The following is a 16,120-nucleotide window of genomic DNA, read 5'->3' on the forward strand; positions in this document are numbered from 1 at the left end:
ACAACGATGCGACATAACGTACTTTTTGCCACAGCGTTTGCCACCCTTGTCTCCACCAGCGCGTTTGCCGCTGACCTGCCGGGCAAAGGCATTACCGTGCAGCCGGTGCAGAGCACCATTTCGGAAGAGAGCTTCCAGACCCTGATCGTCAGCCGCGCGCTGGAGAAGCTGGGCTATACGGTCAACACGCCGAGCGAAGTGGATTACAACGTGGGCTACACCTCGATTGCCTCCGGTGATGCCACCTTTACCGCCGTGAACTGGCAGCCGCTGCACGACGACATGTATGCCGCCGCAGGTGGCGATAAGAAATTCTATCGCGAAGGTACCTTCGTGACCGGCGCGGCGCAGGGTTATCTGATCGACAAGAAAACCGCTGATAAGTACCACATCACCAATATTGAGCAGCTGAAAGATCCGAAGATCGCCAGACTGTTCGACACCAACGGTGACGGCAAGGCCGACATGATGGGCTGCTCGCCGGGCTGGGGCTGCGAAGCGGTGATTAACCACCAGAACAAAGCGTTTGATCTGGCGAAAACCGTCGACGTGAGCCACGGCAACTACTCCGCGATGATGGCCGACACCATTGCCCGCTTTAAGGAAGGCAAGCCGGTGATCTACTACACCTGGACGCCGTACTGGGTGAGCGACGTGCTGAAGCCGGGCAAAGACGTGGTGTGGTTACAGGTGCCCTTCTCCTCCCTGCCCGGCGAGCAGAAAGATATCGACACCAAACTGCCGAACGGCATGAACTATGGCTTCCCGGTGAACACCATGCACATCGTGGCGAACAAAGCCTGGGCGGAGAAAAACCCGGCTGCGGCGAAGCTGTTCTCGGTGATGAAGCTGCCGCTGGCGGACATCAACGCCCAGAATGCGATGATGCACGCGGGCAAATCCTCTGAGGCGGATGTTAAAGGCCACGTGGATGGCTGGATCAAAGCCCACCAGCAGCAGTTTGATGGCTGGGTGAAAGAGGCGCTTGCGGCGCAGAAGTAAAAACACAACACAACCTTACCCTTCCCCCCGGACCGTACACCCTTCTGGGGAGAGGGTTAGGGTGAGGGGATTAACCGCACAAACACACACATAACAATCCCCCAACATTCTCAATCATTAGCTATTATGGTTTCCGGAAAAATAATCACTTAACTCACGATTCCTGAAACTAATGACAAAAACATCTCAGGGGCTTAGCCCCGCACTCATCCTTTTAATGTCCGTGGCAACGGGTCTGGCAGTCGCCAGCAACTATTACGCACAACCTCTGCTTGATACTATCGCGCGCGCCTTCGATCTTTCAGCCAGCTCCGCCGGCTTTATCGTCACCGCTGCGCAGCTCGGCTATGCGGCAGGGCTGCTGTTCCTGGTGCCATTGGGCGATATGTTTGAGCGCCGGATGCTTATCGTCTCTATGACGCTTCTGGCGGCAGGCGGCATGCTGATCACCGCCAGCAGCCAGTCGCTGACGATGATGATCGTCGGTACCGCGCTAACGGGGCTTTTCTCCGTCGTCGCGCAAATCCTGGTGCCTCTCGCCGCAACGCTCGCCTCGCCGGAAAAACGCGGCAAAGTGGTCGGCACTATCATGAGCGGCCTGCTGCTGGGCATTCTGCTGGCGCGAACCGTTGCCGGGCTGCTGGCAAGCCTCGGCGGCTGGCGCACCGTTTACTGGGTGGCGAGCGTATTGATGGTGGTGATGGCGCTGGCGCTGTGGCGCGGGCTGCCGAAGGTGAAGCAGGAGAACCACCTGAATTACCCGCAGCTTCTGGCCTCCGTGTTTAGCCTGTTCACGCAGGATAAACTGCTGCGCACCCGCGCTCTGCTGGGATGTTTAACCTTCGCCAACTTCAGCATTCTCTGGACGTCGATGGCGTTTCTGCTGGCAGCACCGCCGTTCAATTATTCCGAAGGGGTGATTGGTCTGTTCGGTCTGGCCGGTGCCGCCGGTGCACTGGGCGCTCGCCCGGCAGGCGGGCTGGCTGATAAAGGCAAATCGCACATGACCACGACAGCCGGACTGATTTTGCTCCTGCTCTCCTGGGCGGCCATCTGGTATGGGCACGTCTCGGTGCTGGCGCTGATCGTCGGTATTCTGGTGCTCGATCTCACCGTACAGGGTGTTCACATCACCAACCAGACCGTGATTTACCGCGTGAAGCCCGAGGCGCGTAACCGCCTCACGGCCGGATACATGACCAGCTACTTCATTGGTGGTGCGGCGGGTTCGTTAATATCAGCGTCGGCGTGGCAGCATGCCGGCTGGTCAGGTGTGTGCGGGATAGGGGCACTCGTCGCCGCGCTTAACCTGGTTGTATGGTGGCGCGGCTATCACCGTCAGGAAGCAATTCATTAAGTTTTACATTGCTTTGGGCCTCTTAGGGTGTAAAGGGGCCCGGCAGTCTGTTAATGTAAACGTAATCATTTATCCCAGAAATTTTAATGTGGGTGACATATCTACAATTGGCATGAATAGTTCAGACCCCCGTCCCCACATCCTCTCTTCAGCGGGTTTATACCCTACGCTTTCTGTGCTCACCGGGTCACGGACTTACCCGGCGCTCTTTGATGGTGGCATTCGTTTGGCGGATATAACCGCACAAATAATTCATTTACATTATTTGTCACCATCGTTACTATATCAGCTGTAATTAATGAGGTTATGCCCAAAATGGATAGTTCGTTTACGCCCATTGAACAAATGCTTAAATTCCGCGCCAGTCGTCATGAGGACTTCCCGTATCAGGAAATCCTGCTGACCCGCCTGTGCATGCACATGCAGGGTAAGCTGCTGGAAAATCGTAATAAAATGCTGAAAGCTCAAGGGATTAACGAGACGTTGTTTATGGCGTTGATTACGCTGGAGTCTCAGGAAAACCATAGCATTCAGCCTTCTGAGCTGAGCTGCGCGCTGGGATCGTCCCGTACCAATGCGACCCGTATTGCCGATGAGCTGGAAAAGCGCGGCTGGATTGAGCGCCGTGAAAGCGATAACGATCGCCGCTGCCTGCATCTGCAATTGACCGATAAAGGTCACCAGTTCCTGCGTGAGGTGCTGCCACCTCAGCACAATTGCCTGCACAAACTCTGGTCTGCCCTCAGTACTTCCGAGCGCGACCAGCTTGAGCACATCACTCGCAAGCTGCTCACCCGTCTGGACCAGATGGATGAAGAAGGCGCTGTTCTTGAGGCGCTGCGCTAACGCGACGACACGCTCAACAATCCAGATTTATATAAGAAAACCGACAGGCCAGCACGTCACACTGCTGGCCTTTCTGACAACAGGTCGGCTTAGCCGATGTGAAAATAAGAAGATCGTGGAGAACAACAATGAGCGCAAATGCGGAGAGCACTACCCCGCAGCAACCGGCCAATAAGAAAGGCAAACGTAAAAGTGCCCTTCTTCTGTTGACCTTGCTCTTTATTATTATTGCCGTGGCATATGGGATCTATTGGTTTTTAGTATTGCGTCATGCAGAAGAGACTGACGACGCATACGTGGCAGGGAACCAGGTACAGATTATGGCGCAGGTGTCGGGCAGCGTGACGAAAGTCTGGGCTGACAATACCGACTTTGTGCAAAAAGGCGATGTGTTGGTGACCCTCGATCCAACCGACGCCCAGCAGGCCTTTGAGAAAGCCCAGACCGCGCTGGCCTCCAGCGTCCGTCAGACCCGCCAGCTGATGATCAACAGTAAACAGCTGCAGGCCAACATCGACGTGCAGAAAACCGCACTCGCGCAGGCGCAGAGCGACCTGAACCGCCGTGTACCGCTCGGCACCGCTAACCTGATTGGCCGTGAAGAGCTGCAGCACGCGCGCGACGCGGTTGCCAGTGCCCAGGCACAGCTGGACGTGGCGATTCAACAGTACAACGCCAACCAGGCGATGGTGCTCGGCACCAGCCTTGAAAACCAGCCCGCCGTACAACAGGCGGCGACTGAAGTACGCAACGCATGGCTTGCCCTGCAGCGTACCAAAATCGTCAGCCCGATGACCGGCTACGTCTCCCGCCGTTCCGTCCAGCCAGGGGCGCAGATTAGCCCGACCACGCCGCTGATGGCGGTCGTGCCGGCAGACAACTTGTGGGTAGACGCCAACTTTAAAGAGACGCAGCTCGCCCATATGCGTATCGGCCAGACCGCAACCGTGGTCAGCGACATCTACGGCGATGACGTGAAGTACACCGGGAAAGTGGTGGGTCTGGATATGGGGACCGGCAGCGCCTTCTCCCTGCTGCCTGCGCAAAACGCCACCGGTAACTGGATTAAAGTGGTTCAGCGTCTGCCCGTGCGTATCGAGCTGGATGCCAAACAGCTGGCGGATCACCCGCTGCGTATCGGCCTCTCCACGCTTGTGACGGTCGATACCGCCAACCGCGACGGTCAGATCCTGGCAAGCCAGGTGCGTAGCAGCCCGGTTTATGAAAGTAACGCCCGTGAAATTAGCCTCGATCCGATCAACAAACTGATCGATGACATCGTGAAGGCAAACGCCGGTTAATCCGAAGGTGAGCGTTATGCAACAGCAAAAGCCGCAAAAACCGCTGGAAGGCGCGCAGCTGGTCATTATGACCATTGCGCTGTCGCTGGCGACATTCATGCAGGTGCTGGACTCCACCATCGCAAACGTGGCGATCCCAACCATCGCCGGCAACCTTGGCTCGTCGCTGAGCCAGGGGACCTGGGTCATTACTTCGTTTGGGGTGGCAAACGCCATCTCCATCCCTATCACCGGCTGGCTGGCGAAGCGCGTCGGTGAGGTGAAGCTGTTCCTCTGGTCCACGGTAGCGTTTGTTCTTGCCTCCTGGGCGTGCGGCATGTCCAGCAGCCTGACGATGCTGATTTTCTTCCGCGTCATTCAGGGGATTGTCGCCGGGCCGCTGATCCCGCTGTCGCAGAGTTTGCTGCTGAGCAACTACCCCCCAGCAAAACGTTCGGTCGCGCTGGCGCTGTGGTCAATGACCGTTATCGTCGCGCCTATCTGCGGACCGATTCTGGGCGGGTACATCAGCGATAACTACCACTGGGGCTGGATCTTCTTTATCAACGTACCGATTGGCGCCGTCGTGGTATTGATGACGCTGCAGTCGCTGCGGGGACGAGAGACGCGCACCGAACAGCGCCGTATCGACAGCATCGGGCTGGCGCTGCTGATCCTGGGTATCGGCAGTCTGCAGATCATGCTCGACCGCGGTAAAGAGCTCGACTGGTTCAACTCGCAGGAGATCATCATCCTGACCATTGTCGCGGTGGTGTCGATAAGCTTCCTGATTGTCTGGGAGCTGACAGACGACAACCCAATTGTCGATCTCTCGCTCTTCAAATCGCGAAACTTCACCATCGGCTGCCTGTGTATCAGCCTCGCCTATATGCTCTACTTCGGCGCGATTGTTCTGCTGCCGCAGCTGTTGCAGGAGGTGTATGGCTATACCGCGACCTGGGCGGGTCTGGCCTCAGCGCCCGTTGGGGTGATCCCGGTTCTGCTGTCGCCGATTATTGGCCGCTTCGCCCACAAGCTCGACATGCGTCGGCTGGTGACGTTCAGCTTCATTATGTACGCCGTGTGCTTCTACTGGCGCGCGTATACCTTTGAGCCGGGAATGGACTTTGGCGCCTCGGCGTGGCCGCAGTTCATTCAGGGCTTTGCGGTGGCGTGCTTCTTTATGCCGCTGACCACCATTACGCTCTCTGGCCTGCCGCCTGAGCGTCTGGCGGCGGCATCAAGCCTGTCGAACTTCACCCGTACGCTAGCGGGTTCCATCGGGACGTCGATCACCACCACCCTGTGGACCAACCGTGAATCGATGCACCACGCCCAGCTGACCGAAGCGGTGAACCCGTACAATCCGAATGCCCAGCAGATGTACAGTCAGCTTCAGGGCATGGGGATGACGGAGCAGCAGGCATCCGGCTGGATTGCCCAGCAGATCACCAACCAGGGGCTGATTATCTCGGCAAACGAGATTTTCTGGATATCGGCGGGGATCTTCATCGTCCTGCTGGGGCTGGTGTGGTTTGCCAGACCGCCGTTTGGCGCCGGTGGCGGCGGCGGAGGGGCGCACTAATTCGCGTTGTCCAGAACGCGACAGCGATTGTCAGTTTCGATAAAGCAGCGCTCCTGAAATCAATTCACGATAGTGAAAAGACAACAGGAGCGCATCATGCTGAACACACCCGCCGACAAATACCAGCCTTATCCCACCGTTTCATTGCCCGACCGCCGCTGGCCGGAGCAGACCATCCCCCGCGCGCCGCGCTGGCTCTCGACAGACTTACGCGACGGCAACCAGGCGCTTGCCGAGCCGATGGACAGCGCGCGCAAGCTGCAGTTCTGGGATTTGCTGCTGGGCTGCGGATTTAAAGAGATTGAGGTCGCCTTCCCGTCCGCCTCGCAGACCGACTTCAACTTTGTCCGCCAGCTTATCGAAGAGAACCGCATTCCGGATGACGTCACGATTCAGGTGTTAACACAGGCGCGGGAAGATCTCATCCATCGTACTTTTGAATCCCTGCGCGGCGCGAAGCAGGCCACCGTCCACCTGTATAACGCCACCGCCCCGCTGTTCCGCCGCCTGGTGTTCGGCATGGAGAAAGCGCAGATCGTCGAGCTGGCCACCCGCGCCACGCGGCTTATCCGCCAGCTTTGTGAAGAGAACCCTGAAACCCGCTGGCAGTACGAGTACTCCCCGGAAACTTTCTGCTTTACCGAGCCGGATTTTGCGCTGGAGATTTGTGAAGCCGTGGCGGAGATCTGGCAGCCGTGCGATGAACGGCCAATGGTGATCAATTTACCCGCTACCGTCGAGGTCAGTACGCCGAACGTCTATGCCGACCAGATCGAGTATTTCTGCCGCCACTTCAGCCGCCGCCGCGACGTGTGCATCAGCGTGCATCCGCATAACGACCGCGGAACGGGCGTCGCCAGCGCGGAGCTGGCGGTGATGGCCGGGGCCGACCGCGTGGAGGGCTGCCTTTTTGGCAACGGCGAACGCACGGGCAACGTTTGCCTGGTAACGCTGGCGATGAACCTCTACAGCCAGGGCATTAGTCCCAATCTGGACTTTAGCGATATGAATCGGGTGGTCGAAACGGTAGAGGCCTGCAACCAGTTGCCTGTCCATCCGCGCCATCCGTGGGCAGGACGGCTGGCCTATACCGCCTTCTCCGGCTCGCACCAGGACGCCATCAAGAAAGGCTTTGATGCCCGCAGGCCTGGCGATCGCTGGGAGATGCCCTATCTGCCCGTCGATCCGCAGGACATCGGCTGCACCTACGAAGCGGTGATCCGCGTGAACAGCCAGTCAGGAAAAAGCGGCAGCGCCTGGCTTATTGAGCAAAACCACGGCCTGAAGCTGCCCCGCGCCCTGCAGCAGGATTTTAGCCAGCACGTGCAGCATGAAACGGATCGCCACGGGAAAGAAATGACGCAGAACGCGCTTTGGCAGCTATTCCGCACCCGCTACGGGCTGGTAACGACGCCGCAGCTGGCGCTGCAATCCTACCGCAGCGACGGCCAGCAGGACGGCCAGCTGCGGCTGACGGCAAACGTCGTCACGCAGGGGGGAACGCGCCAGCTGGAGGGTCAGGGCAACGGTCTGCTCTCCGCTGCCGCGCAGGGCCTGAGCCGCTGGGTCAACGCGCCGTTTGTGATTAAGGATTATCACGAACATACGCTGGGCGAAAGCAGCGACAGCCGCTCGGTGGCCTATATCCGCTGCCTGTTCCAGGACGGCACCAACAGCTGGGGCGTGGGCATTGACAGCGACGTGGCGCGCGCGTCGCTTCAGGCGCTATTTAACGCGGTCAGTCGTTCTTAAAATAATCGCTGGGTGAGATACCCATCGTACGGCGGAACATCGCCGTAAAGGCGCTGTGGCTGCCGTATCCCAGATCCAGCGCCACGCGCAGCACCGGCTGGCCCTGCGCCAGCCGCACTAAGGCTTCCAGCAGGCGCGCCCTTCTCACCCACTCGCCGTAGCTTAACCCGGTCTGCTGCTGAAAATGGCGGTTCAGCGTACGCTCGCTCATGCCGAGCAAGCTCGCGCTCTGTTGACCGCTCCAGATTTCACCTGGTAACTGACGGATCTGCCGACACAGCTGGCGTAACGCTTCACTTTCCGGTTCCGGCAGGTGAAACGGCAGCACCGGCATGATGCGAATTTCATCCAGAATGAGCTCATACACGCGCTCGTCACGGCTTCCCGGCGAGTACGACTCAGGTAGCGTCAGGGAGGTGAGGATCAGCTCGCGCAGCAGCGGGGAGATCTGCACGTTCTGACAGGTCGCCGGGAGATCGGCTCGCGCCAGCGGATCGATAAACAGCGTGCGGGCTGCAACGTTGCCGGTGATGCGAAGCGAGTGCTGTGTCCCCGCCGGTAGCCAGACGCCGCGCCCGGGCGGCACTACCCAGCAGCCGGATGCGGTATCGACCCGCACGACGCCCGTCAGGCTGTGCAGCAGCTGCGCGCAGTCGTGCTCATGCCACGGCTCGCTATCGCCATGAGCATAATCATGCGAAAACGGCACAAGCGGGCGATGGGTAAAGGAGAAGGTGGTGGTTGTCGTCATGAGGATTGTAGGCCCGGCCAGCGAAGCGCCACCGGGCATCCACAGGCACAATACTAGATGTGCAGCTCCTGCAGTTTTTCTTTTGGCAGGGCCAGCTCTTCATTGCTGTTTACGCGAACGTCACGCTCGATGATGTGACGGGCAATTTCCTGGGCTTCTTCCAGAGAGTGCATCTGGTAAGTGCCGCACTGGTAAACGTTCAGCTCAGGGATCTGGTTCTGCTCTTTCACTTTCAGCACGTCTTCCATCGCCGCTTTCCACGCATCGGCGACGCGTTTCTCTTCAGGCTGACCAATCAGGCTCATGTAGAAGCCGGTACGGCAGCCCATCGGAGAGATGTCGATGATCTCAACGCCATTGCCGTTCAGGTGGTCACGCATGAAACCGGCGAACAGGTGTTCCAGGGTGTGAATGCCTTTCTCCGGCATCACTTCTTTATTCGGCACGCAGAAGCGCAGATCGAAGACGGTGATCGTGTCGCCGTGCGGGGTGTGCATGGTCTTCGCCACGCGGACTGCAGGTGCTTCCATACGGGTATGGTCGACAGTAAAGCTATCTAATAACGGCATACGTCACCTCCGATAGTGATTTTTTTTAAAATAAACTGAACTCTTCTACAGAATGTACGTCTGAGTATATGAAAGACGCGCATTTGTTATCATCATCCCTGAATTCAGAGATGTATATTTTGGCCACAGCGATGTGGCCTTTTTCTTTTCTGCTTAAGCCTGCTTCGCCAGAAACGCCTCAAACGACTCCGTATCCGCCGCTTCAACCTCTTTCTGACGCACCAGTGACGCGTCGCGCTCCGCGACAAAATCCGCTTCGCTCAGGATCTCTAACGGCTCCTGCATCAGCATCTCACGGTACTCCGCTGAGAGTGAACGCCCCGTGCCGCCAATCCCCTGCTCGATCATGGTGCGCAAAATGCGCGCAGAGAACGTCAGTTCCGGGTTATCAAAGCATTCCATCAGCTGGTCGCAAATCTGTTGATACGCGTCGCCGCCGTCGATGCTGTCCAGAGTGCGGGCAACACGCTTCAGGTCACGGAACAGATCCTTACCTACCTTAGCCAGCGGGAACTGCGCCGTTTCGCAGCCAATACCCAGCGTCAGACCCGGTTTACGGCCTTCCAGAATCACGCGGTTCCAGTTCGTGCGCGTACAAAGCAGTTCGTCTGAACTCATTTCCGGCGCATCCGCCAGCGCGCACCAGACCATAAACAGATCCAGGAAGCGAACCTGCTGCTCGTCAACGCCAATCGGTGAGAACGGGTTGATATCCAGCGAGCGCACTTCAATGTATTCAATGCCGCCGCGCTGCAGCGCATCCGACGGCGTTTCACCGCTGCGCGTCACGCGCTTCGGACGAATTGGCGCATACAGTTCGTTTTCAATCTGCAATACGTTGCTGTTGATTTGCAGGCGCTTTCCGTCTTTTTCGAGGCCGATTTTCGCGTACTCTTCCGACGGAGTTTTAATCGCCCGCTTCAATCCTGCCACATATTCGTGCAATTCGTTAAACGTAATACCGAGATTGCTTTGCGATTTATTGGTATAGCCCAGATCGCTCATGCGCAGAGAAGTCGCGTACGGGAGATAGTACATGCCGCACTCGGTTTTTTCGAACGGCAGCGTGGTCGGTTTCCCCTGCAGGAACGATGAACAAATGGCAGGCGACGCGCCAAACAGATACGGAATCACCCAGCCAAAACGGTAATAGTTGCGGATCAGACGGAAATAACCGGCGGAGATCGCTTCTTTATCCGTTTCTCCCCCCTTCGCCTGCCAGAACGCCATCGGCAAAGAGAAATTGTAATGCACGCCAGAGATCGTCTGCATCAGCGCGCCGTAGCGATTTTTAAGACCTTCGCGATAGAGCGTTTTCAGCCGACCAATGTTTGACGTGCCGTACTGCGCCAGCTCAATCTCCTGGCCCTGCTCGATATAGCACGGCATGCTGAGCGGCCACATACGCTCATCGCCGAGATTGCGCGCGGTGTAGCGATGGATGTCGCGCAGGATCGTCAGCATATGATCAATATCGCCGTCCACCGGCGTAATGAACTCCAGCAGCGCTTCAGCGAAATCGGTTGTGATCCATTTATGTGTCAGCGCCGAGCCTAACGCCTTCGGGTGACCCGTCGTCGCTAAGCTACCGTCCGCGTTAACGCGCAGCGTTTCACGCTCAAGACCACGCTGAATACCCTTCAGAGCCTGAGGGTGGTTTTCCAGCCAGGCCAGCGCCTGAGATACGTCCGGGATCAAATTGACCTCCCGCCTGTCAAAGTAATGTTACTCAGCATAATTGTAATGGTTGACGATTGAAGGTCGCGTATTCATTCCACCAATTAGTGCCACCACGTCATACCCTGTAGTGTTGCCCACGCCACGAGAACATAGCGCAACGCCTTGCCAAGGCACAAAAAAAAGAGCACCGGTCCCCAGGAGATGCGCATCCATCCCGCCAGCAGACACAGTAAATCGCCTATTACAGGCATCCAGCTTAATAACAGCGTGGCAGCGCCATAGCGTTTTAGCCAGCCGACTGCCTTTTCCTGCCAGCGCGATTTTTCGCGCAGCGGAAAGAAACGCCCAAGAATAACGTTAGTCAGCCCTCCAAGGCTATTACCCATTGTTGCTATTAATACAAGCAGCCAGGGCTGACTCACGCCGGACAACAGCATCGCCACCAGTACCACTTCCGAATTTCCCGGTAACAGCGTGGCGCTTAGAAAACTGCTGGCGAATAATGAGGCAAGTGACAGCGCGTCACTCACAGTAAGCGCACATCCACCGCCGCCATTCCGGCATCACGCGCGGCCTGAATACCGAAGTCGGCATCTTCAAACACGACGCATTTTGCCGCCGGTACGCCCATTAATTCTGCGCAAAGCAGGAAGGTGTCCGGCGCGGGCTTGTGATTTTTAACATGATCGGCGGCCACCACGGCAGAAAAATAGTGGCGCAGGCCAAGATGGTTGAGCAACGCTTCTGCTATCGCGCTCTCGCTGCCCGTCCCGACAGACATCGGGCGACGCCCGTGCCACTCTTTTACCACATCAATCAGTGGCAGAGGGCGTACGGTATCTAAAAGCATGGCTTTTACCGCATCGGTTTTTTCACGCGCGAGAAGGTGTGGGTCGAGATCGGCCTGATTCAGTTCAATCACGGCCTGCGCAATACGCCAGGTTGGGGATCCGTTGAGGGCAATCATCGCCTGAAGGTCGAAACGCATGCCGTAGCGGCCAAGGACCTCGGTCCAGGCTTGACGATGCGTGGGTTCAGTATCCAGGATGGTGCCATCCATGTCGAAGATCAAACCGTCATACTGTGCGTACATCGTGCTCTCGCTAAACGATTAACAAAGCATTACTTTATCGTAAAAGGGGGTTTTTGTCGCTGATTGAGAAGTGATAACTACGAGAGTGATTAAGAACTAAACATCGAAGGTAATAACAGAAGGGATGGTGCATCCGGGAGGATTCGAACCTCCGACCGCTCGGTTCGTAGCCGAGTACTCTATCCAGCTGAGCTACGGATGCATCGGGGAAATGCTTTTAGAAACAGTAAATGGTGCATCCGGGAGGATTACTCGGCTGCGCCTCGCCCTTCGGGCCGTTGCTAAAGCAACGTTATCCTCCCTGGTGCTTGCGATTAACTCGCAGACCTTGAAAAAACAGCATCGCTGTTATCTCGGAGAATATGGTGCATCCGGGAGGATTCGAACCTCCGACCGCTCGGTTCGTAGCCGAGTACTCTATCCAGCTGAGCTACGGATGCATCGGGATTTACTACTGTACTACTCGATATTCATATCACTTCGAAAGCAATATGAAGTAATAGATGGTGCATCCGGGAGGATTCGAACCTCCGACCGCTCGGTTCGTAGCCGAGTACTCTATCCAGCTGAGCTACGGATGCAAAATGGCGGTGAGGCGGGGATTCGAACCCCGGATGCAGCTTTTGACCGCATACTCCCTTAGCAGGGGAGCGCCTTCAGCCTCTCGGCCACCTCACCACACAACGCCTCTTTCGAGTGCTTCGAGCAACTCGTTAAGAGCTTCTCGTCGCTGCGTGGCGCATATATTACTTTCTGGGACTTATAAGTCAAACAATTTTCCAAAAGCTTTTATCGTTTGCACAAATCACACGCAATTCGCATGTAAAAGCCGCAAAGAGGGTGTTTTATAAGCGGATTTTGCAGGCAACGCCACAGAAAACATCTGCCGAAATGGCGGTATTGAGACGAGTTAAGGGTAACGGAGTGGTTAAAAAGAGAGCGATTGAAATTAAACGGTAACTTTGAGCAGGAAAAATAGCGGGAGGGTTGCGTCTCGCCCGACAGCGAGACGCGACAATATCAGTAACTGGACTGCTGGGATTTTTCAGCCTGGATACGCTGGTAGATCTCTTCACGGTGGACAGATACTTCTTTAGGAGCGTTAACACCAATACGTACCTGGTTACCCTTTACCCCTAAAACTGTCACGGTGACCTCATCCCCAATCATGAGGGTCTCACCAACTCGACGAGTCAGAATCAGCATTCTTTGCTCCTTGAAAGATTAAAAGAGTCGGGTCTCTTGTATCCCGGCATTATCCATCATATAACGCCAAAAAGTAAGCGATGACAAACACGTAAAGTGTAAGCAGTCACGGCATCACATTCTGTTAAACGTAAGTTTAGCCGATATACACAAACTCAACCTGACTTTATCGTTATCGATAGCACAGTGAACAAGACGCCATAACGTTGCCGCTATGGCGTCTGCTTGTGCTTTGTAGTTATTACAGTTTCGCGCTTACCCAGCTTTCAACGCTGGCTAATGCCGCAGGAAGTGCCGCCGCATCCGTACCACCGGCTTGCGCCATGTCCGGACGACCGCCACCCTTGCCGCCCACCTGCTGAGCGACCATACCAATCAGTTCCCCTGCTTTAACGCGGTCGGTCACATCCTTAGAGACGCCCGCAATCAGAGAAACCTTACCTTCTGCCACTGTCGCCAGCACGATAACGGTAGAACCAAGCTGGTTCTTGAGATCGTCGACCATAGTACGCAGCATCTTAGGCTCAACGCCCGCCAGATCGCTGACCAGCAGTTTGACGCCCTTAATGTCTACAGCCTTGCTGGAGAGGTTTGCACTCTCCTGCGCCGCAGCCTGCTCTTTCAGCTGCTGCAGCTCTTTTTCCAGCTGACGAGTACGATCCAGCGCAACGCGCACTTTCTCGCCCAGATTCTGGCTATCGCCTTTCAGCAGCTGCGCGATGTCGTGCAGCTGATCGCTCTGCGCATGCAGGCTGGCGATTGCGCCTTCACCGGTCACCGCTTCAATACGACGCACACCTGCAGCCGTACCGGATTCGGAAACAATGCGGAACAGGCCGATGTCACCGGTGCGCGAGGCGTGAGTACCGCCGCACAGTTCGGTAGAGAAGTCGCCCATGCTCAGCACGCGAACGCGCTCGTCATATTTCTCGCCAAACAGCGCCATCGCACCTTTTTTCTTCGCGTCCTCAAGATCCATGATGTGGGTCTCAATTGGCAGGTTACGACGGATCTGCGCGTTCACCAGGTCTTCCACCGCGCGAATTTCAGACGGCTTCATCGCTTCAAAATGCGAGAAGTCGAAGCGCAGCACTTTATCGTTTACCAGAGAACCTTTCTGTGCAACGTGGGTACCCAGCACGTCGCGCAGGGCTGCGTGCATCAGGTGGGTTGCAGAGTGGTTCAGACGAATGCGCGCACGGCGTGCTTCATCAACGTTAGCCTGTACGCCCTCGCCCACTTTCAGAGAACCGGATACCAGTTTGCCCTGGTGACCGATCGCCTGACCGTATTTCTGGGTGTCGCTGACGCTGAAGCTAAAACCGTTGCCTTTCAGTTCGCCTTTATCGCCAACCTGACCGCCGGATTCCGCATAGAACGGCGTTTTGTCCAGAATGACGACGGCTTCCTGACCCGCGCTGATGCTGTCTACGGCTTTACCGTCAACAAACAGGGCGGTCACTTTGCCGGTCAGTTCCAGCGCTTCATAACCTTTGAATTCAGACGCGCTATCAACGCGGATCATCGCGTTGTAGTCTGCCCCGAAACCGCTGGACTCACGCGCACGACGACGCTGCTCTTCCATCGCGGCTTCAAAGCCTGCTTCATCAACTTTGATGTTGCGCTCGCGGCAAACGTCCGCCGTCAGGTCAACCGGGAAGCCGTAGGTGTCGTACAGGCGGAAAGCGGTTTCGCCATCCAGCGTGTCGCCCTTAAGCTTCGCCAGTTCTTCGTCCAGCAGCGCCAGACCGCGCTCCAGCGTACGAGCGAACTGCTCTTCTTCGGTTTTCAGAACCTGCTCAACCTGCGCCTGCTGGCGTTTCAGCTCGTCGCCGGCTGACCCCATAACGTCAATCAGTGGCCCAACGAGTTTATAGAAGAAGGTGTCCTTCGCGCCCAGCATGTTGCCGTGACGGATCGCACGGCGAATGATGCGACGCAGCACGTAGCCACGGTTTTCATTCGACGGAATAACGCCGTCGGCAATCAGGAACGCACAGGAACGAATATGGTCTGCGATAACGCGCAGCGATTTGTTGTTCAGATCGGTCGCGCCGGTAACGTTCGCAACGGCTTTGATCAGAGTGCTGAACAGGTCAATCTCGTAGTTGGAGTTAACGTGCTGCAGAACCGCGGCGATACGCTCCAGGCCCATACCGGTATCAACGGACGGCTTCGGCAGCGGCTCCATGGTGCCGTCAGCCTGGCGGTTGAACTGCATGAAGACGATGTTCCAGATCTCAATATAGCGATCGCCGTCTTCTTCCGGGCTGCCTGGAGGGCCGCCCCAGATATGGTCGCCGTGATCGTAGAAGATCTCGGTGCACGGACCGCAAGGACCGGTGTCGCCCATCTGCCAGAAGTTATCAGACGCATATGGCGCGCCTTTGTTATCACCGATGCGAATAATACGCTCGCGCGGGATACCCACTTCTTTTTCCCAGATGTCGAACGCTTCGTCATCGGTTTCGTAGACGGTCACCCACAGACGCTCTTTCGGCAGGTTGAACCAGTTTTCACCGGTCAGCAGCTCCCATGCGTATTGAATGGCATCATGTTTGAAGTAGTCGCCGAAGCTGAAGTTACCCAGCATTTCGAAGAAGGTGTGGTGGCGCGCGGTGTAACCGACGTTTTCCAGGTCGTTGTGTTTACCGCCCGCACGCACGCAACGCTGTGAAGTTGTGGCGCGGGAATAATTACGCTTGTCGAGACCAAGGAACACATCCTTGAACTGGTTCATCCCGGCGTTGGTAAACAGCAGAGTCGGATCGTTGTTCGGTACCAGGGAGCTGCTGGCAACAACCTGGTGTCCCTTACTATGGAAAAAATCGAGAAACGCCTGACGGATCTCAGCGGTGCTCTTGCTCATAATTATCCTGAAATCAAGCTAACGAAATGTCGTAGCCAGCCTGTATCGGTAAACCGTTGGACGGACCAGCTACTGGAAAAAGTGGGAATAAGATAAGTTTTCTTTAGTGGGAAGTAAAATCCCGCATGCG

General features: G+C 56.5%; 13 protein-coding genes and 4 tRNA genes. 6 read left to right on the forward strand and 11 right to left on the reverse strand.

The genetic code is table 11. The annotated features are described in order from the left end of the window. Positions 1-6: 6 nt before the first annotated feature. From proX to leuA, 6 genes are all read left to right on the forward strand, one after another. The gene (proX, locus tag INF73_RS17655) at positions 7-1,002 is read left to right on the forward strand and encodes a glycine betaine/L-proline ABC transporter substrate-binding protein ProX (RefSeq protein ID WP_045260894.1); all 996 of its coding nucleotides are present in this window, start codon (positions 7-9) and stop codon (positions 1,000-1,002) included. A 172-nt stretch (positions 1,003-1,174) separates the two neighbouring features. Continuing rightward, positions 1,175-2,359 carry an MFS transporter gene (locus tag INF73_RS17660; protein ID WP_028014180.1) on the forward strand — a complete coding sequence of 395 codons (1,185 nt, stop codon included), beginning with the start codon at positions 1,175-1,177 and terminating at the stop codon, positions 2,357-2,359. 315 nt (positions 2,360-2,674) lie between these two features. Further along, positions 2,675-3,205, forward strand: coding sequence for a transcriptional repressor MprA (mprA, locus tag INF73_RS17665; RefSeq protein ID WP_041911975.1), 531 nt, complete (start codon positions 2,675-2,677; stop codon positions 3,203-3,205). Positions 3,206-3,333: 128 nt separating this feature from the next. Continuing rightward, positions 3,334-4,506 (forward strand): multidrug efflux MFS transporter periplasmic adaptor subunit EmrA, encoded by a 1,173-nt coding sequence (gene emrA / locus INF73_RS17670; protein WP_193540599.1) that lies wholly within the window; start codon positions 3,334-3,336, stop codon positions 4,504-4,506. 16 nt (positions 4,507-4,522) lie between these two features. Then, a complete protein-coding gene (gene emrB / locus INF73_RS17675) occupies positions 4,523-6,070 on the forward strand; it encodes a multidrug efflux MFS transporter permease subunit EmrB (RefSeq protein ID WP_028014182.1) in 1,548 nt (515 codons plus the stop codon). Between the two features lie 96 nt (positions 6,071-6,166). Continuing rightward, entirely contained in the window at positions 6,167-7,822 is a 1,656-nt protein-coding gene (gene leuA / locus INF73_RS17680) for a 2-isopropylmalate synthase (protein ID WP_193540597.1), read from the forward strand. Here the strand turns inward: leuA and INF73_RS17685 are convergent. The 11 genes from INF73_RS17685 to alaS form a co-directional block, all read right to left on the reverse strand. Further along, positions 7,809-8,573: a helix-turn-helix domain-containing protein gene (locus tag INF73_RS17685; RefSeq protein WP_193540595.1), complete on the reverse strand. Its 765-nt coding sequence runs from the start codon at positions 8,571-8,573 to the stop codon at positions 7,809-7,811. The genes leuA and INF73_RS17685 overlap by 14 nt on opposite strands. A 53-nt stretch (positions 8,574-8,626) precedes the next feature. Next, the gene (luxS, locus tag INF73_RS17690) at positions 8,627-9,142 is read right to left on the reverse strand and encodes an S-ribosylhomocysteine lyase (RefSeq protein ID WP_008499539.1); all 516 of its coding nucleotides are present in this window, start codon (positions 9,140-9,142) and stop codon (positions 8,627-8,629) included. 153 nt (positions 9,143-9,295) lie between these two features. Next, positions 9,296-10,840, reverse strand: coding sequence for a glutamate--cysteine ligase (gshA, locus tag INF73_RS17695; RefSeq protein WP_193540593.1), 1,545 nt, complete (start codon positions 10,838-10,840; stop codon positions 9,296-9,298). Between the two features lie 83 nt (positions 10,841-10,923). Then, complete coding sequence (locus INF73_RS17700; protein WP_008499541.1) at positions 10,924-11,352, reverse strand: YqaA family protein; 429 nt, start codon at positions 11,350-11,352, stop codon at positions 10,924-10,926. After that, entirely contained in the window at positions 11,349-11,915 is a 567-nt protein-coding gene (gene yqaB / locus INF73_RS17705; RefSeq protein ID WP_028014186.1) for a fructose-1-phosphate/6-phosphogluconate phosphatase, read from the reverse strand. Before yqaB ends, INF73_RS17700 begins: the two co-directional genes overlap by 4 nt. A gap of 125 nt (positions 11,916-12,040) precedes the next feature. Further along, a tRNA-Arg gene (locus INF73_RS17710) sits at positions 12,041-12,117 on the reverse strand. Between the two features lie 161 nt (positions 12,118-12,278). After that, a tRNA-Arg gene (locus INF73_RS17715) sits at positions 12,279-12,355 on the reverse strand. Between the two features lie 64 nt (positions 12,356-12,419). After that, positions 12,420-12,496 (reverse strand) — tRNA-Arg (locus tag INF73_RS17720). A gap of 4 nt (positions 12,497-12,500) precedes the next feature. After that, positions 12,501-12,593 (reverse strand) — tRNA-Ser (locus tag INF73_RS17725). Positions 12,594-12,935: 342 nt separating this feature from the next. Further along, positions 12,936-13,121 carry a carbon storage regulator CsrA gene (gene csrA / locus INF73_RS17730; protein ID WP_000906486.1) on the reverse strand — a complete coding sequence of 62 codons (186 nt, stop codon included), beginning with the start codon at positions 13,119-13,121 and terminating at the stop codon, positions 12,936-12,938. 241 nt (positions 13,122-13,362) lie between these two features. Beyond that, positions 13,363-15,990, reverse strand: a complete 2,628-nt coding sequence (alaS, locus tag INF73_RS17735) for an alanine--tRNA ligase (RefSeq protein WP_193541453.1) — start codon at positions 15,988-15,990, stop codon at positions 13,363-13,365. Between the last annotated feature and the right edge of the window lie 130 nt (positions 15,991-16,120).

It is taken from the genome of Enterobacter cloacae complex sp. P6RS, assembly GCF_014982245.1.
Classification (GTDB): domain Bacteria; phylum Pseudomonadota; class Gammaproteobacteria; order Enterobacterales; family Enterobacteriaceae; genus Enterobacter; species Enterobacter bugandensis.

Excerpts from the sequence above, each read along its gene's own strand:
- proX (WP_045260894.1), top strand. The coding sequence starts at position 7 with ATGCGACATAACGTACTTTTTGCCACAGCGTTTGCCACCCTTGTCTCC.
- INF73_RS17660 (WP_028014180.1), top strand. The coding sequence starts at position 1,175 with ATGACAAAAACATCTCAGGGGCTTAGCCCCGCACTCATCCTTTTAATG.
- mprA (WP_041911975.1), top strand. The coding sequence starts at position 2,675 with ATGGATAGTTCGTTTACGCCCATTGAACAAATGCTTAAATTCCGCGCC.
- emrA (WP_193540599.1), top strand. The coding sequence starts at position 3,334 with ATGAGCGCAAATGCGGAGAGCACTACCCCGCAGCAACCGGCCAATAAG.
- emrB (WP_028014182.1), top strand. The coding sequence starts at position 4,523 with ATGCAACAGCAAAAGCCGCAAAAACCGCTGGAAGGCGCGCAGCTGGTC.
- leuA (WP_193540597.1), top strand. The coding sequence starts at position 6,167 with ATGCTGAACACACCCGCCGACAAATACCAGCCTTATCCCACCGTTTCA.
- INF73_RS17685 (WP_193540595.1), bottom strand. The coding sequence starts at position 8,573 with ATGACGACAACCACCACCTTCTCCTTTACCCATCGCCCGCTTGTGCCG.
- luxS (WP_008499539.1), bottom strand. The coding sequence starts at position 9,142 with ATGCCGTTATTAGATAGCTTTACTGTCGACCATACCCGTATGGAAGCA.
- yqaB (WP_028014186.1), bottom strand. The coding sequence starts at position 11,915 with ATGTACGCACAGTATGACGGTTTGATCTTCGACATGGATGGCACCATC.
- csrA (WP_000906486.1), bottom strand. The coding sequence starts at position 13,121 with ATGCTGATTCTGACTCGTCGAGTTGGTGAGACCCTCATGATTGGGGAT.
- alaS (WP_193541453.1), bottom strand. The coding sequence starts at position 15,990 with ATGAGCAAGAGCACCGCTGAGATCCGTCAGGCGTTTCTCGATTTTTTC.